The sequence below is a fragment of the Marinibaculum pumilum genome, assembly GCF_042646425.1.
GTDB lineage: Bacteria > Pseudomonadota > Alphaproteobacteria > Ferrovibrionales > Ferrovibrionaceae > Marinibaculum > Marinibaculum pumilum.
Genome location: NZ_JBHRTR010000004.1, coordinates 92,293 through 114,274 on the forward strand (window position 1 = coordinate 92,293; position 21,982 = coordinate 114,274).

22 protein-coding genes are annotated in these 21,982 nt (G+C 68.9%); 9 read left to right on the forward strand and 13 right to left on the reverse strand.

The genetic code is table 11. The features are described from left to right. Positions 1 to 4: 4 nt before the first annotated feature. The 8 genes from ACFOGJ_RS00880 to ACFOGJ_RS00915 form a co-directional block, all read right to left on the reverse strand. Positions 5 to 274: a hypothetical protein gene (locus tag ACFOGJ_RS00880; protein ID WP_379897496.1), complete on the reverse strand. Its 270-nt coding sequence runs from the start codon at positions 272 to 274 to the stop codon at positions 5 to 7. Continuing rightward, positions 274 to 2,610, reverse strand: coding sequence for a chemotaxis protein CheA (locus ACFOGJ_RS00885; protein ID WP_379897497.1), 2,337 nt, complete (start codon positions 2,608 to 2,610; stop codon positions 274 to 276). The genes ACFOGJ_RS00880 and ACFOGJ_RS00885 overlap by 1 nt, the downstream gene beginning before the upstream one ends. Beyond that, the gene (locus ACFOGJ_RS00890; RefSeq protein ID WP_379897498.1) at positions 2,607 to 3,032 is read right to left on the reverse strand and encodes a response regulator; all 426 of its coding nucleotides are present in this window, start codon (positions 3,030 to 3,032) and stop codon (positions 2,607 to 2,609) included. Before ACFOGJ_RS00890 ends, ACFOGJ_RS00885 begins: the two co-directional genes overlap by 4 nt. A 26-nt stretch (positions 3,033 to 3,058) precedes the next feature. Continuing rightward, positions 3,059 to 3,925 carry a CheR family methyltransferase gene (locus ACFOGJ_RS00895; RefSeq protein ID WP_379897499.1) on the reverse strand — a complete coding sequence of 289 codons (867 nt, stop codon included), beginning with the start codon at positions 3,923 to 3,925 and terminating at the stop codon, positions 3,059 to 3,061. Then, complete coding sequence (locus tag ACFOGJ_RS00900; protein ID WP_379897500.1) at positions 3,925 to 4,572, reverse strand: HEAT repeat domain-containing protein; 648 nt, start codon at positions 4,570 to 4,572, stop codon at positions 3,925 to 3,927. The genes ACFOGJ_RS00895 and ACFOGJ_RS00900 overlap by 1 nt, the downstream gene beginning before the upstream one ends. A gap of 10 nt (positions 4,573 to 4,582) precedes the next feature. Further along, complete coding sequence (gene cheB, locus ACFOGJ_RS00905) at positions 4,583 to 5,653, reverse strand: chemotaxis-specific protein-glutamate methyltransferase CheB (RefSeq protein ID WP_379897501.1); 1,071 nt, start codon at positions 5,651 to 5,653, stop codon at positions 4,583 to 4,585. An 87-nt stretch (positions 5,654 to 5,740) separates the two neighbouring features. Continuing rightward, the gene (locus ACFOGJ_RS00910) at positions 5,741 to 7,330 is read right to left on the reverse strand and encodes a chemotaxis protein CheW (protein WP_379897502.1); all 1,590 of its coding nucleotides are present in this window, start codon (positions 7,328 to 7,330) and stop codon (positions 5,741 to 5,743) included. Between the two features lie 83 nt (positions 7,331 to 7,413). After that, entirely contained in the window at positions 7,414 to 9,396 is a 1,983-nt protein-coding gene (locus tag ACFOGJ_RS00915) for a methyl-accepting chemotaxis protein (protein ID WP_379897503.1), read from the reverse strand. A gap of 295 nt (positions 9,397 to 9,691) precedes the next feature. Between ACFOGJ_RS00915 and ACFOGJ_RS00920 the strand changes: the two genes are divergently transcribed. From ACFOGJ_RS00920 to arsB, 4 genes are all read left to right on the forward strand, one after another. After that, positions 9,692 to 10,084 (forward strand): response regulator transcription factor, encoded by a 393-nt coding sequence (locus ACFOGJ_RS00920; protein ID WP_379897504.1) that lies wholly within the window; start codon positions 9,692 to 9,694, stop codon positions 10,082 to 10,084. 2 nt (positions 10,085 to 10,086) lie between these two features. Beyond that, the gene (locus ACFOGJ_RS00925) at positions 10,087 to 10,704 is read left to right on the forward strand and encodes a response regulator transcription factor (protein WP_379897505.1); all 618 of its coding nucleotides are present in this window, start codon (positions 10,087 to 10,089) and stop codon (positions 10,702 to 10,704) included. 123 nt (positions 10,705 to 10,827) lie between these two features. Next, on the forward strand, positions 10,828 to 11,175 hold the full coding sequence (locus ACFOGJ_RS00930) for an ArsR/SmtB family transcription factor (protein WP_379897506.1): 348 nt from the start codon (positions 10,828 to 10,830) through the stop codon (positions 11,173 to 11,175). 13 nt (positions 11,176 to 11,188) lie between these two features. Further along, positions 11,189 to 12,232 (forward strand): ACR3 family arsenite efflux transporter, encoded by a 1,044-nt coding sequence (gene arsB / locus ACFOGJ_RS00935; protein WP_379897507.1) that lies wholly within the window; start codon positions 11,189 to 11,191, stop codon positions 12,230 to 12,232. Here the strand turns inward: arsB and ACFOGJ_RS00940 are convergent. After that, the gene (locus ACFOGJ_RS00940) at positions 12,229 to 13,458 is read right to left on the reverse strand and encodes a hypothetical protein (protein WP_379897508.1); all 1,230 of its coding nucleotides are present in this window, start codon (positions 13,456 to 13,458) and stop codon (positions 12,229 to 12,231) included. The two genes, arsB and ACFOGJ_RS00940, sit on opposite strands and share 4 nt — an antisense overlap. A 164-nt stretch (positions 13,459 to 13,622) precedes the next feature. Between ACFOGJ_RS00940 and ACFOGJ_RS00945 the strand changes: the two genes are divergently transcribed. Further along, positions 13,623 to 15,008 carry a glutamate decarboxylase gene (locus ACFOGJ_RS00945; protein WP_379897509.1) on the forward strand — a complete coding sequence of 462 codons (1,386 nt, stop codon included), beginning with the start codon at positions 13,623 to 13,625 and terminating at the stop codon, positions 15,006 to 15,008. A 28-nt stretch (positions 15,009 to 15,036) separates the two neighbouring features. Here the strand turns inward: ACFOGJ_RS00945 and ACFOGJ_RS00950 are convergent, their stop codons facing one another. The 4 genes from ACFOGJ_RS00950 to pdxR are packed head-to-tail and all read right to left on the reverse strand — an operon-like array spanning position 15,037 to position 18,961. After that, positions 15,037 to 16,170 carry a CaiB/BaiF CoA transferase family protein gene (locus ACFOGJ_RS00950; protein WP_379897510.1) on the reverse strand — a complete coding sequence of 378 codons (1,134 nt, stop codon included), beginning with the start codon at positions 16,168 to 16,170 and terminating at the stop codon, positions 15,037 to 15,039. Next, positions 16,167 to 17,009 (reverse strand): SDR family NAD(P)-dependent oxidoreductase, encoded by an 843-nt coding sequence (locus tag ACFOGJ_RS00955; RefSeq protein WP_379897511.1) that lies wholly within the window; start codon positions 17,007 to 17,009, stop codon positions 16,167 to 16,169. The genes ACFOGJ_RS00950 and ACFOGJ_RS00955 overlap by 4 nt, the downstream gene beginning before the upstream one ends. A 7-nt stretch (positions 17,010 to 17,016) precedes the next feature. Next, a complete protein-coding gene (locus tag ACFOGJ_RS00960; protein ID WP_379897512.1) occupies positions 17,017 to 17,436 on the reverse strand; it encodes a PaaI family thioesterase in 420 nt (139 codons plus the stop codon). A gap of 40 nt (positions 17,437 to 17,476) precedes the next feature. Next, on the reverse strand, positions 17,477 to 18,961 hold the full coding sequence (gene pdxR, locus ACFOGJ_RS00965) for a MocR-like pyridoxine biosynthesis transcription factor PdxR (RefSeq protein WP_379897513.1): 1,485 nt from the start codon (positions 18,959 to 18,961) through the stop codon (positions 17,477 to 17,479). Between the two features lie 98 nt (positions 18,962 to 19,059). On the opposite strand from pdxR, the gene ACFOGJ_RS00970 reads away from it, so the two are divergent. The 4 genes from ACFOGJ_RS00970 to ACFOGJ_RS00985 all read left to right on the forward strand — a co-directional run bounded on the left by ACFOGJ_RS00970 (position 19,060) and on the right by ACFOGJ_RS00985 (position 21,971). Next, positions 19,060 to 19,803, forward strand: a complete 744-nt coding sequence (locus ACFOGJ_RS00970; RefSeq protein ID WP_379897514.1) for a pyridoxamine 5'-phosphate oxidase family protein — start codon at positions 19,060 to 19,062, stop codon at positions 19,801 to 19,803. A gap of 69 nt (positions 19,804 to 19,872) precedes the next feature. After that, the gene (locus tag ACFOGJ_RS00975; protein WP_379897515.1) at positions 19,873 to 20,550 is read left to right on the forward strand and encodes a DNA-3-methyladenine glycosylase I; all 678 of its coding nucleotides are present in this window, start codon (positions 19,873 to 19,875) and stop codon (positions 20,548 to 20,550) included. Between the two features lie 36 nt (positions 20,551 to 20,586). After that, entirely contained in the window at positions 20,587 to 20,988 is a 402-nt protein-coding gene (locus ACFOGJ_RS00980; RefSeq protein WP_379897516.1) for a cupin domain-containing protein, read from the forward strand. A gap of 236 nt (positions 20,989 to 21,224) precedes the next feature. After that, positions 21,225 to 21,971: a carbonic anhydrase family protein gene (locus tag ACFOGJ_RS00985; protein ID WP_379897517.1), complete on the forward strand. Its 747-nt coding sequence runs from the start codon at positions 21,225 to 21,227 to the stop codon at positions 21,969 to 21,971. Positions 21,972 to 21,982: the final 11 nt, after the last annotated feature.

The following is a 21,982-nucleotide window of genomic DNA, read 5'->3' on the forward strand; positions in this document are numbered from 1 at the left end:
GGCGCTACTCCTTGTTGCGGTCGTCGGCCGTGCCCCGTGCCTCGCGGAGGAAGGGCAGGACGTGGCGGTTGAGGAAGGGGTCGGCCGGCGCCTGCCGGACCTCGACGCGTGCGGCGCGCAGCGCCTGCAGCACGGCCGTGTGGAGGTGGGTGCAGCGCGCAAGGTTGATGCGGGCGCGCCCGCACGTCTGCAGCCAGTCGAGCAGCGGCAGCACCTCCTCCGCGACGCATGCCCCTTCGAAGCGCGCAGTGGACTTTCCGAACGTGATCGGCATCAGACCAGCTCCTTGAGGTTCAGGATCAGCAGGATCTCGCCATTGCCGAGGACCGAGGTGCCCGACAGGCCGGGCATGCCGGCGAGGATGCCGTTCAACGGCTTCAGCACGACGTCCATGCCGACGTTGAAATCGTCGACCACGAGGCCGACCGGCGCGCCGTTCACCCGGCAGACCAGGACGGCCTCGGACTCGCGGGCCCGGCCGTCCGGCTCCATCGACAGCTTCTCGCGCAGCCGGACCAGCGGCACCAGTTCGTCGCGCAGCAGGAATGTCTCTGCATGCTTGAAGCGGCGCACCCGCTCCGGCATCAGGCGAAGGGTCTCGGAGACATACTCCACGGGGATGCCGAACAGGCCGCGGTCGATCTCGATCATCATCACCCGCGTGACCGCCATCGACAGCGGCAGGCGCAACCGCACCGTGGTGCCGCTGCCGGGCAGGGAATGCAGACCGACATCGCCGCCGAACCGTTCGACGGTGGAGCGGACCACGTCCATGCCGACGCCCCGACCGGACAGGTCGCTTGCCTCGTCGCGGGTCGAGAAGCCGGGCAGGAAGACCAGCTGCACCACCTCCTCGTCGGACATCGCCGCGGCACGGGTTTCGTCGACGAGGCCCTTCTGGACGGCCTTGGCCCGAACCCGGTCGGGCGCGATGCCGCCGCCATCGTCGGACACCTCGATGCAGACCCGGTCGCCTTCCTGGAAGGCCTTGACCGTCAGGGTGGCGCGCTCCGGCTTGCCCGCGGCGGCCCGCGCCTCCGGCAGTTCGACGCCGTGGTCCAGGGCATTGCGGATGATGTGGAGCAGGGGGTCGGCCAGCGCCTCGATGACGTTCTTGTCGGCCTCCGTGTCCTCGCCGTCGAGCCGCAGGTCGATCTGCTTGCCCAGCTTGCGGGCGGTATCCCGGACCAGCCGCGGATAACGCTGGAACAGGGTCCCGACCGGCATCATGCGGACTGCCATGATGGCGTTTTGCATGCCCTGTGAGATGCGGTCGAGCGCGCCGAACTGTGCCTTGATCTCGCGGGCCAGTTCGCGCGCGCCGATACCGGACTCCGCCCGCTTGGCGAGGTAGGGCAGGGCGTTCTTGGCGACGATCAGCTCGCCGACCAGGTCCATCAGCGTGTCGACCCGGTGCTGCTCCACTTTCAGGACCCGCTCGCCGGCCATCGCCTGCTCTGCGGGTTGCGGGCCCGGCGAAGGAGCAGCGGCATTCGCAGCGTCCGTCGCCGTCGCGGCCTGCTCCCTGGCTGCCGTGCGAGACCGCAGCAAGGCGTGGAGCGGGTCCGGCACGCCGCTGTCGAGCGCCTGGTCGCAGGCCCTGGCAAGATCGTCCCGGAGATCGATGTCATGCGCCTCGAAGACGCGTGCCAGCGTCTCCACGGCGGCCGGAAGCTGCGTCCGCCAGTCCGGCGAGCCCGGATCGCGGTCGAATGCCAGCAACTGCACGTCAGCGATCGCGCGACCTTCCGCGCTCAGGTTCGCGACCGGGTCCGCCACGCCGTTGCGCGCGGGGCCGGGCGACGGACAGCGCCCGCCGAGAAGCGAGTCGCCCGCCAGGGGCAGGAAGCTGACCTGTTCCCGCACGAAGCGGAACAGATGCTCCAGTTCCGGCATCGGTGCCGTCGTCAGCGCTTCGAAGTGCAGGCTGCAGGCGAACGGGTCCAGGCCGTTCAGGTCGGTGTCGCCGCCGGCCTGCAGGATCTTCAGGTCGTGCAGTTCCGGCACCTGACGGATCAGATGGAGCGGATCCTCACCCTTGTAGAAGCAGTCGCCTTCCGGCCGATATGTCAGCGCCACAGGCGCCGCAGCGCCGTCGCTGTCGCGCCAGGCGGCATGGGCCTCCCGGCGGCCCTCCTCGGAGAACAGGGCGGCCGGGTCGGCCTGCGCCGCGCCGTCGACCGGCGCCGACGGGCCTCCGGTCGGCGCGCCGGCAGCGCCGGCCGGCGCCAGCCGGCCGCGATAGATCCCGGCATAGTGCAGGCCGGCCTCGGCAGCGTCGGCCGGCAGGGCGCCATGCGCCTCCAGATGGCCGATCCAGCCGCCCAGCAGGTCGGCGCCGGCGAGCAGCGCATCGACCATCTCGGCGTCGAGCTGGACCTCGCGCTCGCGCACCGCACCCAGCAGGTCTTCCGCCGCATGGGCGAGCCGGATGAAGGCGGGGATGTCGAAGATCCCGGCGGTCCCCTTCAGGGTGTGGATGGCGCGGAACACGCGGTTGACCGCACCCTCGTCGGCCGGCTTGCGCTCGAGCTCGAGCAGCGCCGTCGTGGCGGTCTCCAGCAGTTCGTACGCCTCGGGCACGAACTGGCGCACCAGGTCGTCGGTCATCGCCGGCCTCCCGTCATGAGCCGGACCGTGTCGCGCAGGACATCGGGCTGGATCGGCTTGGTCAGGTAGAAGTTCGCGCCGGCGCCGAGCGCGATCTCGCGGTCGCGCGGCCGGCCCTCGGTGCTGACGACCAGGGCCGGCACCGCCCGCAGCGCCGGGTCCTGCCGGACCGCGCGCAGCATTTCGTGGCCGTCCATCTTCGGCATGTTCACGTCCACCAGCAGAAGGCGGCTGGGGAAGGCCAAGGCCTTTTCCAGCCCCTCCAGGCCGTTGGCGGCCTCTTCCACCTGGTAGCCGGCATCGCCCAGGATCTTGCAGTAGAACAGCCGGACGGTGATCGCGTCGTCGACCACCAGGATGCGCGGCTGTGACGCTTCGTCTTCGGCCGGTTCGGCCGCGTGCAGGTCAATGATTTCGCTCATTGGGATCTCGCTCATGGCTCCTCGGCTCACGACGGCTTCTGGTGAACCAGCGCTTCCTTGAACTGGCGCGGTCTGAACAGGCTGCTGATGCGGCTCATGCTTTCCGAATGGCCGAGGCAGACGAAGCCCCCCGGGTTCAGGGCCTCGTGGATATTGGCGGCCGCGATGCGCCGGGACGCGTCGTCGAAATAGATCAGCAGGTTGCGGCAGAAGATCAGGTCGATGCCGCGGAAACGGGCGGTCTGCACCGGGTCAAAGAGATTCGTCCGGCCGAACGCGATCGAGCCTCGCAGGGCGTCGATCACCTGCCAGCGGCGCTCGTCAAGCCGGCGGAAATACTTCGTCCTGTAGGCCGCCGGCAGCCGCGACAGGGCGCGCTCCTCGTAGATGCCTTCGGCAGCCCGCTTCAGCACCGCGCTGTCGATGTCGGAGGCGTAGAGTTCGATGTCGTAGCGGTCGGCGTGGCGCCAGTTCTCCAGGATCTGGATCGCGATGGTGTAGGGCTCCTCGCCGGTGGAGCATGGCACCGACCAGATGCGGATCCTGTCGCCGGGCCGCTTGTCGGCGGCGATCTCGTCCAGCAGCCGCCGGGTCATGCAGTCGAACTGGTAGTTCTCGCGCCAGAAATAGGTCTCGTTGACCGTCATCTCGTTGATGAGGGTTTCGAGCTCGCCGGCGGTGCGGCCGAACTTCAGGATCTGGAAGTATTCCGAGAAGCTCCGGGCATTGCAGGCAAGGGCGCGCTCGACCAGGCGCCGTTCCAGGAAGTAGCGCTTCTTGCGGTCCAGCCTTATGCCGGTCCGCCGGTAGAAGAACTCGCAGAACCGGTCCAGCTCGTCGTCGCTGACCGGCAGGGTCTCCGCCGCCGCTTCCATGTCATCGATCTCAACCATCACGCGCCGCCCAGGCGCTGGATCGCGGCGTCGACCGCGAAGCGCAGGAAGGCGTCGTCGGGAAACCGCGCGGCGACGGATTGCAGCGACGGAACGCAGCCGGGATCGCCGACCTCCGCCAGGGCATCGACCGCGGCAGCGCAGACATTCGGGTGACTGTCCCGCTCGGCGACCGCGCAAAGCCAGGCCGGGACCCCGGGATGCGGCAGCGACAGCAGCATGTTGCAGGTCAGCAGGCGGATGTCGGAATCGGCATCCTCCAGCAGCGCGTCGACAAGAGGCGCCGCCGCCTCGGGCATCGCCGACAGGGTTTCGATGGCGGCATTGCGCAGGCCGGCATCGTCGCTGTGCAGCACCTCGACCAGGCCGGCGGCGGCTTCGTCGGAGCCGAGGGCCAGCAATCCGAGCAGGATCGCCTCCCGTACCGCCGGGTCGCACTCGCCGTCCAGCTGCGTCAGGAGCAGGGCCTCGCTGTCCGGCCGCTGGCCGAGCAGGCGGGCGCCAAGGCACCGGTCGGCCGGTGCGGCGGAACACAGAAGCTCGGCCGGGTCCCGATCGGCAGGATCGGGGATGGCGTGACCCGAAGCGGCCGGCTCGGGTTCCGCCGCGATCAGCGGCTGGAAGCCGCTCGCCTTCATCAGTCCCATCTCGCTCTCCTCAGATCGCCATGCGGCCGGACTGGGCGGTGGCCCAGCGGCTGAGTTCGCGTCCGATGCGGCGGCTCGGCAGGATCGCGGTGGCGCCGCCACGGGCGATCACCTCCTTCGGCATGCCGAAGACCACGGCCGTCTCCTCCGCTTCCGCGATGGTGCGGCCGCCGCGCCGCTTCAGCTCGACCATCTCCGTCGCCCCGTCATCGCCCATGCCGGTCAGCTGCACGCCGATCAGGCGCTCCGGGGCGACATGGGCCATGGCGCTGGTCACAAGCCGGGTGACGGAGGGATGCCAGAGCAGGCCGGCGTCGATCGGCGCGCTGGTCACCGTCAGCGCCTGGCCGCGTCGGGCGACCACGACATCGGCATTGCCGCGGCCCAGATAGACCTGGCCGGGCCGGATCTCGGTCATCCCGGTAACCTCGGCGACGGTCAGGCTGCAGATCCGGTCGAGCCGCTCTGCCAGGGTGGCGGTGAAGCCGGCCGGCATGTGCTGGGCGATCACGATGGCGCCCGGGAAGTCCGCCGGCAGTGGCACGAGAACGTCTTCCAGGGTGGCCGGGCCACCTGTCGAGACACCGATCACCACCAGGCATTGCAGGCTGGTTGCGGCAGGGACCTTCCGTTCCGCGGCCGACTGCCGTGCGGTGGCAAGGCGCTGCCGAAGTCCGGTCGCCCGCCGCAGGCGCGCGCGGCTGGCGGCGCGCACCTTCTGCAGGATCTCGTCCTCGACCCGGTAGATGCTGTGGGAGACGGTGCCGTCGGGCTTGTGGATGAAATCCACCGCGCCCAGCTCCAGCGCCTCGAAGGTCGCGATCGCGCCCTGCTCCGTGAGCGAGGAGCACATCACCACCGGGACGGGGCATTCCTCCATCAGCCGGGCGAGGCAGGTCAGCCCGTCCATCTCCGGCATGTTGATATCCAGCGTCACCACGTCGGGACGGTGGCTCCGCATCATTTCCAGCGCATCGGCGCCGTTGCGCGCCACGATCGTCCGGAAGCCGCCCTCGGTGAGGATGCGGACCAGCAGCCGGCGCATCAGCGCGGAATCGTCGACAACCAGGACAGTTTTCATCGTTCCGAACGGGTTTCACTGGGTCTTCGGGGTGGAGGGGGCGGCCGCCGGACCTTTCGGGGGCGGGTCCGGCAGCCGCCGACCGCGTCAGGCAGCCTTTTCGAGCTGCCGGACCTCCTTGGTGTCCAGCAGCTGGTCGGTATCCAGCAGCAGGATCATCCGCTTCTGCGCCTCCAGGTTGGCAACCCGGCGGATCAGCTTCTGCTGCGCCTCGGAGATCTCCGGCGCAGGACCGATCGCCGAGCGGGCGATGCGGCGCACTTCGGTCACCGAGTCGACGATGAAGCCGGTCCGGATGCCGCGCACGGTGAACACCACGATGCGCTGACGCTCGTTGCGCTCCAGCCCCGGCAGGCCGAAGCGGCGGCGCTGGTCGACCAACGGGATCACCGTGCCGCGCAGGTTGATCACGCCTTCGATGAAGGCAGGCGTGTTGGGCACGCGGGTCAGGCTCTCCGGCACCCGCACGATCTCCTGCACGGCGTCGATCGCCACGCCGTACTCCTCGTCGGCCAGCTTGAAGACGACGAGCTGCTCCTCCTCGACCACGGCACCGTTTCGGTCGTCCTGCATGTCGATAGCCTCCTCGCTGCCGTTCTCTGCCCTGTCGTCATGTTCCGACACCGACGCGATCGCCTGCCGCATGGCGGAACGGTCGAACATCTTCTCGGCGGAGATGATGGAGACCAGGCGCTTGCCGTCGTTGAGGCGGCAGACGGCTGTCAGCTCTTCCATGTTGTGCTGCGCCGAGAGCATCGCCGGCATCGGGTCGATCACCGACGAGCCGATGCGCAGCACCTCCTTCACGGTGTCGGTCACCACGCCGACCGTGACCGAATGTCCGGTCGCGGCAGGCGAGACCACCACGACCCGGTCGTCCTCGCCGATTGGCTTCGGCTCCAGACCGAACAGCTCGCGCAGGCTGAGGATCGGCAGCACGCGGTTGCGCATGGTCACCATGCCGACCACGCTCGACGGTGCGTTCGGCACCCGGGCGATGTCGCTGGGGGCGTGCACGATCTCCTGCACGTCCTCGATCGGCAGGGCATATTCCTGGCCGTCGACCTCGAAGCTCACGAACTGGCGGATCACCTCGGCCTGGCCGCCGCGGACTTCCGCGCTCTGCGCCAGCATCTCGGTGACCGTGGCGGCCGCGCCGGCGGCGGCATCGACGCCGCGGACCGCGCATTCGCGGGCGACCAGGCGCTCGATGTCGAGCACCATGACCATGCGCTTGGTGCCGTCCTTGTCGGCGACATCCTTGATGACGCCGGTCAGGAGGTCGCTGTCCACCGAGCTGCTGATGCGGGAGGCATCCTCGATGCGCTCCTCGTCCACGGCTCGGACGGCGGACATGGAATCGACAACGATCCCGGCGGCGCGTCCGATGTCGAGGACCACCACCCGGGTGGCCTCGTCATGGGCACTGTCGCCGAAGCCGAAGACCCGGCGCAGCCCGATCACCGGCAGCACGCCGCCGCGCAGGTTGGCGATCCCCTCCACCGCCGGCGGCGCCAGCGGCAGCCGGGTCAGCGCCGGCATCCGGATGATCTCCTTCACCTGGCCGAGCGGCACGGCGAAGGCCTCCTGGCCGACATGAAACATCACGAACTCGCGGCCGGTCTCGCTGGCAGCCTCGCGGTGCCTGCCGGAGGCTTCTTTTTCCAGGACATCCATTTCGGATTCTCCTCAAACAAGGGGGCCGGCCCCGCGGCGCGGCGGCAAACGCTCCGCCGCGGGGCCGGCCGGACGGCCTGGTGTCAGGCGGCGGACTGCAGCTCGTCGGCCATCGCGGCGATTTCCTCGACCGCCTTGGCAAGCTCTTCCGTGCCCTGGCTCTGCTGGCCGGCCGCGGTGGAGGCCTGGGTGGTTGCCGCGCCGGCCTCGCCGGCCGCCTTGTTCAGCTGGTCGATGCCAGCCGCGACCTGCTCGGCCAGCGACAGCATGTCCTCGGCGCCGGTCAGCACGTCGCGGTTGCCCTTGACCACGAATGAGACATCCGACTTCACCTGCACGAAATCGTTGGAGAGAGACTTGTTCTTCTCCACCTCGACCTTGGTCTGGCTGGAGATCTCGTTCATGTCGGTGCTGACGGTGACGATCTGGTCCTGGATCTCGCGCACCAGGTCCTTGATCCGCTCGGCATTCTCCGAAGAATCCTGGGCCAGGTTGCGGATGTCGGTGCTCACCACCATGAAGCCCTTGCCGAACTCGCCGGCGCGGGCGGCCTCGACCGAGCCGTTGACGGCCAGCATGTTGGTCTGGACGGACACCATGGCGATGGAGTCGACGATCTTGTCGATCTTGCGGGCGACTTCGGCCAGCCGGCCGATCTGCTCGCGGGTCTTCGCGTTCGCGTCCAGCGAGCCGCTGACACCCACGACCAGCCGGTCCATGTTGTCCTTCGCCTCGCCGATCAGGGTCTCGATTTCCTGGCCGCGCTCCAGTGCGGTGCCGGCACGCTCACGGGTCACGTCGACCCCCTTGCGGATCTGCTCGATGGCGGCGCTGGACTGATCCGCCGCGGCGGACTGCGCCTCGGCACCCTTCCGGATCTGCTCGATGGCGGTCATGATCTGCGACGAGGCGCGGTTGATCTCCTCGATGGAGGCCGACAGTTCCTCGGCGGACGAGGCCACTTCCTCGGCGCTCTTGGCGATGTCGGTGGAGTTCTTCAGTTCCTCGGCCACCTCGCGCAGGCCGTCGGAGGCCTGTTCGGCCTCGCTCAGCGCCTGCGCCTGTTCCTTCAGCGCCGCCAGGCTCTCCTCGCAGGCGGCCGACTGCTGCTCGGCGCCGGAAGCGATCTGCTCCGAGCCCTTCTGCGCCTCCTTCGCGGCGGTGTCGGATTCCTGCGCGAAGCGCGCGATCTCGCGGCCGCCCTCGACGATCGACGACATGTCGTCGCGAATCTTCTCCAGCTGGCTGGAGACGGTCCGGCCGTTCTCCACCTCGCTCTTGACGCTCTCGTTCGCCGAGCGGATGCCCTCGGCGATCACGGTGACCTCCTTCTGGATCTGCTCGATCATGTCGGAGATCTCGCGGGCGCTCTTTTCCGACACCTCGGCCAGGGTGCGGACTTCGTCCGCCACGACGGCGAAGCCGCGACCATGCTCGCCGGCGCGGGCGGCCTCGATCGCGGCATTCAGCGCCAGCAGGTTGGTCTGGTCGGCAATATGGGCGACGGTCTTGACGATCTCGCCGATGGCGCCGGCCTGGCGCTCCAGTTCCTCGACGATGCGGACGGATTCGCCCTGCCGCTCGGACGAGGCGGAGATGCCGGCGATCGAGCCCTCGATCTGGCCGCGGAGCTCGACCAGCAGGGTCTGCAGGTTCTCCGTCTTGTCCACCGACTGGTCGGCGGTCGCCTTGCAGCGGTTGATCAGGTCGGCCAGGCCGACGGTCGCCTTCAGCGACTGCTGCGAGCTGCTGGACGCCTCTTCGGCTGCGGCGGCGATGGTGTCCATCGCCGTCTTCAGCTGCTCCGACGCGCTCGCGGACTCGGCGACACCGGCCGCCAGTTCTGAGGCCGCGCCGGCGATCCGCTCCGCGGCCTGCTGCTGCCGGGCGAAGGTGCGCGCCCGCTTGCGCTGGGCGTCGCTGGTGGACGCCGCCTGCTGCCGGCCGCTGCCGCTCCGCAGGCTGCGCTCGGCCATCATGCCGTCATGGGCGTGACCGTTGCCGCCGCCGTTCAGCTTCCCGTTCGGCTTCGTCTCGCCGATCTCCGTGCTTTTCACAAGTGCCATGTCAATCACTTCTCCGATGGGTGCCTCGATGGAGGTCCCGGGCGGTGATCAACACTTCCGGTCTCCATTTCCGATGAGAGAAAATGCAGCCTTGTGATGAATAAAAAATTAATGCAATAAACAACAGAAAGAATGAAAAAAATTAAGTATATGTAAAAACTGCGACTGCGACGGAAAAAATGTCAAAAAAAGTTGTCTGATTGCGTGCGGACAGATTTTTTGTCTCAAACTGTCGGACTGCCGCCGGACGTGTCACTGACGGACAAGCTGGCGAGAGGAGAAGGAGGGCGGCGGATTGGTACTGGTTCTGGTGGCTGACGACGATCAGCCTGTTCTTGAGGTTGTCGCAGCCTGCCTGGAAGCCCGGGGCCATGATGTGGTTGCATGCGGCAGCGGTCGCGCTGCCCGGTCAGCAATGACGGAGGTTGCGTTCGAGGTGGCGGTGCTGGACATTCTGCTGCCCGATCTTGACGGTTACGAGTTGCTGCGCGCTGCCGTGCGAATGGACTACGGGCCGCGGGTCCTTCTGATGTCGGCAGGTGGGTGGAGGTTCGCCATGGATATCCTGGAGGTCGGTCAGGCGCTCGGCGCGGATGCGGTGCTGGAGAAGCCCTTCCTGGGCGGGGCGCTGGAATCCGTCGTCGATCGCCTTGCAGGGCTGGGCCGTCGCACGATCCGGGAACGGTGATCTTGTCCGGGACGGGCGTCCTCGTTGTCGTCGACGACAACGAGGCGGTGCGGGCGACGGTCGCCATGCTCGGCGGGTCGGTCGGACTGGATGTTGTCGAGTTCGCCAGCGTCAGGCAGATGGACGAGGGCCTGCCGCGGGATGTGCGGGGATGTCTGCTGCTGGACATGCGTCTGCCGGGCCTGAGCGGGATCCCTGCGATCCACCATGTCGCCAGCAACTATCCCGGCCTGGTGATCATGGTGTTCAGCGGCCATGCCGATGCCCGCACCGTGGTGCGGGCGCTGCGCGCCGGTGCGGTCGACTTCTTCGACAAGCCCTTCTCCAACCAGGAGCTTCTGGAAGCGGTGCAGGCGGCCATTGCCGGCCAGGCGGAGGCGCCCTGGCATGGGCGGCCGGCGGTCACGGCCGACCTGTCCGTGCTGATGCGTACACTCACCCGGAAACAGCGCACCATCGTCGAGATGTATCGTGCCGGTCTCGGAGAGCGGACGATCGCGGCGAAGCTCGACCTGCATCCGCGCAGCGTGCAACGCCACCTGCAGAATGCCGTGGAGCGCCTGGGGGTGCCCGAGGAGACGCTCAGGGGAATGCAGGACGGGGACGCGGAGGGCCAATGACCATCGGCTCGCCGGCCTGACCGCAGGCATGACAGCGGGCCGGTCCCGCCTACCGCGGCTGCCCTTGACGATTGGCCGGGATTCGCCGTATTTCGCCATTCGACGAAATACGGAGGGATGCCGATGGCTGCTGCTGCACGACGGGAGGCCGCCGGCCCGCGGACCGCCCCCGCCGCCGACCCTTCCGACGACGTCGCCGCCCTGGCGCGGGCCCTGGGCCATCCGGCGCGGGTGCGCATCGTGCAGACCCTGCTGCGCCGGCAGACCTGCATCGGCTGCGACATCGTGGAGGAGATCGGCCTTGCCGCCTCCACAACTTCTGAGCATCTGCGGATTCTCAAGGCGGCCGGCATCATCACCGGCCGGATCGAGCGGCCGCGGGTCTGCTATTCCCTGAATCCGGAGGCGTTGGCGCCGCTGGCCGCCTTCCTGCAGGCCTGCGGCGGGCATCCCGCCGGCAATGGCTGCTGAGGGGCGGGCCGCGATGTCGCTGTTCGACCGCTGGCTGACCCTCTGGGTCGCGCTGTGCATCATCGCCGGCGTCGCCCTGGGAGAGGTCCTGCCGAGCCTCTTCGCCGCCCTGGCGGGGCTGGAATGGGCGAAGGTGAACCTGGTCGTCGCGGTGCTGATCTGGGCGATGGTCTACCCGATGATGGTCGGCGTGGACTTCGCCAGCCTGGGTCATGTCGGCCGTCGGCCGAAGGGCCTGGTGATCACCCTGGCGGTGAACTGGCTGGTGAAGCCCTTCACCATGGCGGGCCTCGGCGTCCTGTTCTTCACCTGGCTGTTCGCGGACTGGCTGCCGCCGGTGGAAGCGGAGAGCTATATCGCCGGGCTGATCCTGCTGGGCGCCGCGCCCTGCACGGCGATGGTCTTCGTCTGGTCGCACCTGACCCGTGGCGATTCCAACTACACCCTGGTGCAGGTCAGCGTGAACGACGCGATCATGGTGGTCGCCTATGCGCCGATCGTCGCGCTGCTGCTGGGCGTCACCGACATCGCGGTGCCCTGGGACACCCTGGTCCTGTCGGTCCTGCTGTACGTCGTGGTCCCGCTGGCTGCCGGCCTGGCCACCCGCCGGCAGCTCCACCGGCGGGGCGGGGATGCGGCAGTCACCGCCTTCACCGCGCGCCTCAAGCCGCTCTCCGTCCTTGCGCTGCTGGCGACGATCGTTCTGCTGTTCGGGTTCCAGGGCGGCGTGCTGCTGGCGCAGCCGCTGGTGATCGCGATGATCGCGGCACCGCTGCTGATCCAGTCCTACGGCATCTTCGCGATTGCCTATGGCGCCGCCTGGGCCTGGCGGGTGCCGCATCCGGTGGCGGCACCCTGCGCGCTGATCGGCACCTCGAACTTCTTCGAGCTGGCGGTCGCGGTGGCGATCAGCCTCTACGGCCTGCAATCGGGCGCGGCGCTCGCCACGGTGGTCGGCGTCCTGGTCGAGGTGCCGGTGATGCTGTCGCTCGTCGCCTTCGCCAATGCGACCCGCCGGCATTTCCCCGCCACGGCCGCGGAGCCGGGCGGCGGCTAAGGTCGCCAGCCGAAACGGTCGCGGGCCGCCGCCGGGATCGCGTCGTACATGGCGCGGGATTCGACCTCGGAGAAGGAGTCGCGATGGGCGCCCACGACACCCTTGCGGAAGTGCATCGTGTTCAAGGTCGCCGCACTGCCGTCCGGCGCACCGTAGCCGGTCGCCAGCCGCGCGACCATGTCCTCTGGCGCCTGGCAGAAGGACTCGTAGGTGGTGAACCGCACCAGCCCGGGCTGGCTGTCCGACAGCTTCAGCCAGCCGTCGATCCAGGCGAGATAGAGCGGATAGACGGTCCGGCGCAGCGCCGCCAGCCGTTCCGCCCGGTCCATCAGGGCATAGCCCGGCCGGCACCGCTCGAAGCGCAGGAGCTGCAGCGCGCCATAGGTCTCCCCCATCTCGAACAGCGAAACCAGCGCATCCCGCGGGTCGCGGACATGGACATTCAGGGGCACGCCCTGCGCGCGCAGATAGTCGACATTGTCCGGCAACGGCGCGGCGTGGGTCAGGAACATCACCTGCCGTCCTTCGAGCAGGCGGAGCAGGCCCGGATGAAGCCAGGGGGCGGGAAAGCCTGCCCAGCGCTCCAGGTCCACCCCGGCACCGGCGAACGGAAGTCCCAGGATTCGGGCAATGCTGCTGCACACGGTCGCGCCGCCGGATTTCGGCAGGGCGATGAAGTAGCGGGGCCGCCCGGTCTGCGCGTTCAGGGGCGGGGAAAGGGCAAGCAGCCGCTCGACAGTCTCCGCCTGGCCGAGCAGCATCGAGAGGCTGGACAGGTCGTTGATGGTGGTGAAATTGGTGCCGCGTTCACGCTCGTACATGCGTTGCAGCGCCGACTTGGCCTCATGGATCGCGCCCAGCCGGGACAGCGCCGTGTAGGTGTAGACGGTCACCTGAACGCTGTCGTCGAGCTGTTCTGCGGCGGCGGCATGGCTCAGGGCAAGGCTGTAGCGACGGGTGATCAACGCGCAGATTGCCGCGACAGTGAACGCCGTGGCATTCGGGCCGTGCTCGCGCAGATGCGCCATGGCCATCTGCTCCGCCTCCTGCAGCCGGCCGGTCATCGCAAGCGCCTTGGCATGTTCCAGGCGCTGGGCCGGTGTCAGGCCCTGCGGGACCGCATCGAAGGCCCTTGCGGCAGCTGCGAAATCGCCCCGGGCCAGGGCCCGGCTGGCGCTGTCCGGGTCGGCGGCTCCTTTCGACTGGCTGTCCAGTCCCAGGCTCATGCATGCCTCGTGAGGGTTGTGATTTGCGGCACCGGAGGCGGCGGGTGGAGGACGGTGCGCCGTCCGAACGGTTGCGGCCGGCGGTGCGGGGCGGCTGTACTGCCACGGCAGCAGGGCGGCCGCTCGGCCCGCCACGGATCCGAAAGCCACAAGGGGGTAGCATCATGGTCCACCGGAAGAAAGAACGCAGTGCGTCGGACGGCGAAGACCTGCTTCTGGCGCCGGCCTATGGCAGCCGGGTCGGCATCGAGCCGATCCCGAAGTTCGAGCTGCCCGCCGGGCAGCTGCCGGCGGAGATCGCCTATCGCCTGATCCACGACGAACTGATGCTGGACGGCAATTCGCGCCTGAACCTCGCCACCTTCGTCACCACCTGGATGGAGCCGCAGGCGGAGCGGCTGATGGCGGAGACGTTCGACAAGAACATGATCGACAAGGACGAATATCCGACCACCGCCAAGATCGAGGAGCGCTGCGTCAACATCGTCTCCAACCTGTTCCATGCGCCGGAGCAGGGGATCGGCTCGTCGGCCATCGGCTCGTCGGAGGCGGTGATGCTGGCCGGCATGGCGTTCAAGTGGAAATGGCGCCACCGCATGGCGGCCGCGGGCAAGGCCGCCGACCGGCCGAACATGGTGCTGGGCAGCAATGTCCAGGTGGTCTGGGAGAAGTTCTGCCGCTACTGGGACGTGGAGCCGCGCTACGTGCCGGTGACGAAGGGCCGCTACGTGATCGATCCGGAAGAGACGATGTCCTATGTGGACGAGAACACGATCGCGGTGATCGCCATCCTGGGCACCACCTATACCGGCGAGTTCGAGCCGATCGAGGCGGTGCACGACGCGCTGGTGGACCTGAACGGCCGCCAGGGCTGGGACGTGCCGCTGCATATCGACGCGGCTTCCGGCGGTTTCGTGGCGCCGTTCCTGCACCCGAACCTGAAATGGGACTTCCGCCTGCCGCAGGTGAAGTCGATCAACGTCTCCGGCCACAAATACGGGCTGGTCTATCCGGGCATCGGCTGGATCGTCTGGCGCGATCACGACGAACTGCCGGAAGAACTGATCTTCCACGTCAACTATCTGGGCGGCGACATGCCGACCTTCACCCTGAACTTCTCCCGCCCCGGCAACCAGGTGGTGGCACAGTACTACAACTTCCTGCGCCTGGGGACCGAGGGCTATACCCGGATCATGCGCAACCTGCAGGCCAACGCCACCTACCTGTCGGCGGAGCTGGCTCGCACGGGGCGCTTCGACCTGCTGAGCGACGGCAGCGAGACGCCGGTCTTCGCCTTCGCGCTGAAGGACTCGACGGCGTTCAGCGTCTTCGACCTGTCCGACAAGCTGCGCGAGCGCGGCTGGCAGGTGCCCGCCTACACGATGCCCGCCAATGCCGAGGAGGTGGAGGTGCTGCGGATCGTGATTCGGGAGGGGTTCAGCCGCGACATGGCGGACATGCTGCTGGACGACATCAACGCCGCGCTGGCGCATTTCGACAGCAATCCGCCGCGCAAGGCGAAGCATCCGTCGCCGAGCTTCGCACACTGACCGCCGCCGGCCCGGGCGGAGCGCCGCATCAGGCGGCGAACTCCGCCCGGATCCGGTCGGTATGCTCACCCAGTGCCGGCAGTGGCCCCGGCACCATGCGGGGGTGCAGCGGCGGCGCGGTGCAGGGAAAGTCCGACGCCGGCGCCCCGGCGGGCATCGGCACTGTGACCTGCCGGCGTGCCGGATGGCCGGGCATGTCGGCGACGGTGCTGACATTGCCGAACGGCAGGCCCGCCGCCTGCAGCCGCGCCAGCGCCTCTGCCCGGGTCAGCGCGCCGAACACCTCGTCCATGATCGCCTGCAGCGCGGCGCGGTTCTCCACCCGCGCCGGGTTGTCGGCGAAGCGCGGATCGGTCGCCAGCTCCGGCCGTTGCAGGACCTGCGCACAGAAGCGCGGCCATTCCGCCGGCGCCTGCACCGCGACGCAGACCTGGCCGTCGCGGCAGTCCACCGCGCCGTAGGGGTGGATGATGGCGTGCTGCAGGCCGCAGCGCGGCGTGTCGCGGCACTGCATCTGCCAGTACAGGGTCGGCACCGTCATCCAGTCCGCCATCACGTCGAACATGGCGATCTCGATCGCCTTGCCGCGGCCGGAGATGCCGCGGGCGATCAGCGCCTCCAGCACCGCCGCATGGGCCGTCATGCCGGTGCCCACGTCGGCGATCGAGACGCCGACCTTGGCCGGTGCCTCCGGGCTGCCGGTGACCGAGCAGATGCCGCTCTCCGCCTGCACCAGCAGGTCATAGGCCTTCATCTCGCGATAGGCGGTATCCTGGCCGTAGCCCACGATGTCGACGGCGATCAGGCGCGGGTGACGCGCCACCAGGTCGGCGGCGCCGAAGCCCATGCGGGCGCTGGCGCCCGGCGCCAGGTTCTGGATGAAGACATCGGCACGGGCGACCATCCGCTCCAGCAGGGCCAGGTCGGCCCCTGCCTTCAGGTCCAGCACCGCGCTCTCCTTGCCCCGGTTCAGCCAGGCGAAATAGGCGGAGGTGCCGTGCACGGCGCGGTCGTAGTGGCGCGCGGTCTCGCCACCCTCGCGCTCCACCTTGATCACCCGGGCGCCGGCATCGGCCAGCCGCACGGTGCAGGTCGGGGCCGCGACCGCCTGTTCGACGGCGATCACCAGCAATCCGCTGAGAGGCTTGTCCGGATCGCTCATGCCAGGTCCGCCGCGACGCGATAGCCGGCCAGCGCGCTCTGCCCGCCATCGACCGGCAGTTCGATGCCGGTGATGAAGCGCGCCTCGTCGGAGGCCAGGAAGACCGCCGCGTTGGCGACGTCCCAGGCGCTGCCCATGCCGCCCTTCAGGGGCACCTTGGCATCGCGCTCCGTCCGCACGGTGGCGCGGTCGATGCCCCGCTCGCGATGCCGCCGCTCGATGGAAAGCGGGGTGTCGATGAAGCCGGGCAGGATGACATTGGCGCGGATGCCGTAGCTCGCATTGGCCACCGCGATCTGCTTCGTCAGCATGTTCATGGCCGCCTTCGTGGTGCTGTAGACCGGCGCCTTCAGGTAGCTGACCGACGCGATCGACGAGATGCTGGTGATCACCCCGGATCCCGCCTGCCGCATATGGGGCAGGGCGGCCTGCGCGGTCAGGAAGACCGACCGGACGTTCAGGTCGACCAGCCGGTCCCAGACCGCAATGTCCAGTTCGGACAGTTCGCGCTCGCCCTCGGTCATGCCGATATTGTTGTGCAGGATGTCGATGCGGCCATGGGCGGCGATGCAGGCCGCGACCGGGTCGGTGCAGCCCGCCGGCTCCGTCACGTCGCAGCGGATCGCGGCGGCGCGCCCGCCCTCGGCCGCGATCAGGCGCGCGGTCTCCTCCGCCGCGTCCAGGTCCAGGTCGGCGACCAGTACCGCCGCGCCCTCCTGTGCATAGCGGATCGCCGCCGCCCGGCCATTGCCGACGGTCTCCCCCGCCTGCTGGCCGCCACCCATGACCAGGGCGGTCCGGCCTGCCAGGCGGCCCCGCGGTGTGCCCGGGTTGCTCATCGCATCCTCAGCCCTGCGGCAGCGCGTAGGTGCCAACCGCCTGGAAGGCAAGCGGGCCGTCGGCGCCGGCCGTGATCGACGCGTTCAGGAAGGCCATCGACTTCCCCGCCCGGATCACCTGGGCATGGCAGTGCATGTCGGCATTGGCGACCGGCCGCATGAAGGTGGAGTGGATGTCCACGCTGGCGCAGGGGACGAAGCTGCCGGCGCGGGCCAGCAGGGCGAAGACCATGGCCGTGTCTGCCAGGCACATCATCGCCTGGCCCGACATGATGCCGCCCTGGCGGACCAGCGCCTCGGCGAAGGGGGCGACCATCACCACCTCGCCATCGCCGATCCGTTCGAAGCGCATGTCCAGGGCGCGCACCCAGGGCGCGAAATTCTCGTTGAGGATCTTCTCCGCCGCGTCGCGCGTGAACTCGGTCATGCCCGCACTTCCCCTCTTCGTCGGTAGGCCGGGGCGAACCTTAATCGCTGCCGGCTGCGGCGCAATGGGCCGCGAACGCACGGCCGAGGCGCGCCAGGGCCGTCTCCGCCACCGCTTCCGGCACGCCGGCATAGCCGAACACCAGCCCGAAGGCCCGGCCGGCGGCCATCGGGCCGGCATGGCAGGCGGACAGCGGAAGCACAGTGAGGCCAAGCCCGGCGGCGAGGGTCGACAGGTCGGTATCGGAGCAGGCGCGCGGCAGGCCGGGACCGCGCCGGGCCACCAGGTGCATCCCGGCCGGTGCGGGGTCCACCAGAAGCCAGTTGCCCAAGTGGTGCCGGAAGGCCTGCAGGAAGGAGGCCTGGCGGACCTGGTAGAGACGGCGCATGCGGCGCAGATGGCGCGCGAAGCCGCCGCCCTCGATGAAGGCGGCCAGCGCCGGCTGCGGCACCAGCGACGGCGGGTCGGAATGCAGCGGCCGGAAGGCGGCGAGGCGGGCCACGATCCCGGTGCCGGCCACCAGATAGCCGAGCCGCAGCGACGGGAACATCACCTTCGAGAAGCTGCCCAGGTAGAGGACCCGGTCGGAGCGGTCGAGGGCGGCGAGCGGCGGCACCGGCTGGCCCTGGTAGCGGAACTCGCTGTCGTAATCGTCCTCCAGGATCCAGGCGCCGGTTGCCTCCGCCCAGTCGAGCAGGGCCAGGCGGCGGGCCAGCGGCAGGGTGATGCCCAGCGGATAGTGGCGGGACGGGGTGACGGTGACCGCGCATGCGGCGCCGGCCCGGCGGGCCAGTGCTCCGACCTGCAGCCCCTCCGAGTCCACCGTGCAGGGCAGGACGGGGCGCCCCTGCGCCTGCAGTGCCGAGCGCAGGGGCGGGAAGCCCGGCTCCTCGACCGCCACGGGACGGCCCGGCGGCAGCAGGCCATGCCCGACCAGGGCCAGCGCGTCCCGCAGCCCGGCGGTGATCAGGATATTGTCGGCATCGCAGTGCAGGCCCCGGAAACTGCGCAGATGGCCGGCGATCGCCGCCCGCAGCCCGGGCAGCCCGGCGCCATGCTGCGCGGTCAGCAGGGCCGGGCCCGGCGCCCGCCAGGACGCCTGCAGATGGCGCGCCCATTGCCGCGCCGGAAAAGCGGCCGTGTCGGGAATGCCGGGCCGGAACGGCTGGCCGGGATCCTCGGCCGGATCCGACGTCGCGGTCGATGCCGGGGGCGCGTCGGGGCGGTCCGCACTTGCGGGTCGCGCCGGCAGGGCAGCAACGAAGGTGCCGGCACCGCGGCGGCCTTCCAGATAGCCCTCGGCCGCCAGCTGGTCGATCGCCTGCAGCGCGGTGGTGCGGGAAATGCCCAGCCCCTCCGCCAGGGCACGGGAAGCGGGCAGTCGGGTGCCGGCGGGCAGCCGCCCGCCTTCGATCAGGCCGCGCAGCTGCGCGGTCAGCTGCCGGTAAAGCGGTCCCGCCGCATCGCGGTCCAGGCCAATCCCGGCCAGCACCGCATCGGCCGTTCCACGGTTGGAGATTGGCATTAGTTTTTCACGAGAAACTGGATCTGGTTTTCATACCAATCTAGCGGCAGAAGGGCCGCAGACACAATCGTCGCAAACAAGACGGAAAGGATCCGGAGATGAACGAGGCAAGTCCGCCGGCGGGGCCGGCCAGCGATCGGGTGCGGCTGCGGCGCGTGCATCACAGGGGCCATTACGACCGGGCCAGCCTGGATGCGGTGCTGGACGCGGGCCAGGTCTGCCATCTGGGCTTCGCCACCGCGGAGGGACCCTATGTGATCCCCACCCTGTACTGGCGGGAGGGCGACCATGTCTATTTCCACGGCTCGTCGGCGAGCCGCACCCTGCGTGGCCTGGCCGACGGGCTGCAGGTCTGCCTGACCGTCAGCCTGATCGACGGGCTGGTGCTGGCGCGCTCCGGCTTCCATTGCAGCGTGAACTACCGGGCGGCGATGCTGTTCGGCCATGCCGAACTGGTGACCGATGCGGCAGAGGTCACCGCCCGCATGAAGACCTTCGTGGACGGCCTGGTGCCCGGGCAATGGGAGCGCCTGCGCCCGGTGACGGACCAGGAACTGAAGGCGACGAAACTGCTGCGCCTGAAGATCGACGAGGCCTCCGCCAAGATCCGCACCGGCGGTCCGCTCGACGACGAGGAAGACTACGCGCTGCCGATCTGGGCCGGCGTGGTGCCGATGGAGACCCGCTACGGCGCCCCGATCCCCGACCCGCGCAATCTGGCGGCCACGCCACTGCCGGATGCCATTGCTGCCCTGCAGGGACAGCCGGTCAATCCGATGCCGGAAGGCTGGGAACCGCCCGTCGACACGCATGGGGCAGTGAAGGCCGATCCCGACGCCTGACCGATCGTCTTGACCTCCCCTGCCGGCGGCCTTCTGATCCGGCAGGCACCGCAGGCGGGGGAGGGACGGATGCGCAGGTTCGCGGAGATCGAGAAGCAGGCGGCAGCGCGCAAGGGCGGGCCGAAGGCCCTGAAAGCCCTGTTGCCGGAGGTGAAGCCGGCCGCGGAGCTGCGGTCAATCCCCGACGATCGCTGGCTGGCGGCGATGACCCGCGGCATCTTCCAGTCCGGCTTTTCCTGGAAGGTGATCGAGAACAAGTGGCCGGGTTTCGAGGCGGCCTTCCACCGCTTCGAGCCTGGGCGCAATGCGCTGATGTCGGACGAGGAACTGGACGCCCTGACCCGTGATGCGCGGATCGTCCGCAACGCGCAGAAGATCGCATCGGTGCGGGAGAATGCCGGCTTCCTGCTCGATCTCGCGCGGGAGCATGGCAGCGCCGCCGCCTGCTTTGCGGACTGGCCGAACCAGGATTTCGCCGGCCTGCTGGCCCTGCTGAAGAAACGGGGCAGCCGCATGGGCGGCAATACCGGCCCCTACATGCTGCGGACCATGGGCCGCGACTCCTATATCCTGACCCGCGACGTGACGGCGGCGCTGATCCGCGAAGGGGTGATCGACAAACCGCCCGGCGGGGCAAAGGCGATGGCGGCCGTGCAGGCGGCCTTCAACGCCTGGGCGGCGGAGAGCGGCCATGGGCTGGCTGCGATCAGCCGCATCCTGGCGCTGAGTGTCGACGATCCGGAGTGAGGGCCGGCGTGAGGGCCGGAGTGAGGGAGGGGCGGGATGCCTTCAGGCGACCAGAAATTCAGCCACCATGTCGGCGCGGAGGGGACATTCCGCGCCGATGGCCTGCGCAACTATTTCGAGTATCGCGACCTGGGCATCAAGGCAGCGACGAACGGCGCCGTGGTGGCCCATGTCATCCGCGCGCGCGAGGGCGACAACGCCACCGGCCAGTGGCATGCCCACGACGTGGGCTTCCAGATGTACTACGTGCTGAAGGGCTGGGCGCGGTTCGAATATGAGGGGCAGGGGGTAAAGACCGTCCGCCCGGGCGACTGTGTCCTGCAACCGCCCGGCATCCGCCATCGCGAGATCGAGCATAGCGCCGACTTCGAACTGATCGAGATCGTCATGCCGGGGGATTTTGAGACGCACGCGGTCAAGGGGCCGGAGGCCGGCTGACGGCAGCGCCGCGTCCGCCACCCGAAGGCGCTGCAAGTGCGCCGAAGAAATCGAATGTTATTACATAACATACCTACCAGTTTCCGTATCGGCCAGTAAATGCCAATGAGCCGTTCGTCGTGGCTCGTTTTGGGAAAAAGCCTCTTCGAGCGGGTTCTCGGCTTCCCTTTCACGTCTACTTCGGCAATCTGATCACGGCTGCGCTTGACGTGACCATGAACGCGAGGAGACGCGAGATGAATGCCCACACCCACGACCGCCGGTCGTTCCTACGCGGTACCGGCCGCACCGTTCTGGCCTGCGGCTGCGCGGTCGGTGGCCTTGCGCTGCCGCTGGCGTCGGCCCATGCCGCGCAGACCTGCACTGCGCAGACCGCGGCCAGCCAGAAGGCACTCAGCCCGCAGGACGCACTGACCTACCTGAAGGAAGGCAATGCCCGCTTCGCAGCCGGCAAGCCGATGGTGTGCAATCCGACCCCGCAGGTGGCGGCCACCGCAACCGGCCAGCACCCGTTCGCGGCCGTCGTCAGCTGCATCGATTCCCGCGCCCCGGCGAACCTGATCTTCGACCAGAGCATCGGCGATGTCTTCGAACCCCGGATCGCCGGCAATTTCGTCAATGACGACATGATTGGCAGCCTGGAATTCGCTTGCGCCGCCGCTGGCGCCAAGGTCCTGATGGTGGTCGGCCATACCGAATGCGGCGCGGTGAAGGGCGCCTGCGACGATGTCGTGCTGGGCAACCTCACCCAGACCCTGGCCAACATCAAGCCGGCGGTTGCCGCCGTCCAGGGTTTCGACAGCGACCGCACCTCCGCCAATGCCGCCTTCGTCCAGGCGGTGGCCGAAAAGAACGTGGAACTGACCCTGGCGCGCATCCGCCAGCGCAGCAGCATCCTCGCCGGGCTGGAGAAGAAGGGCGACCTGATCATCACCGGCGCCATGTACGACGTGGGCACCGGCAAGGTGGCTTTCGCGGCCTGATCGCGTCGCGC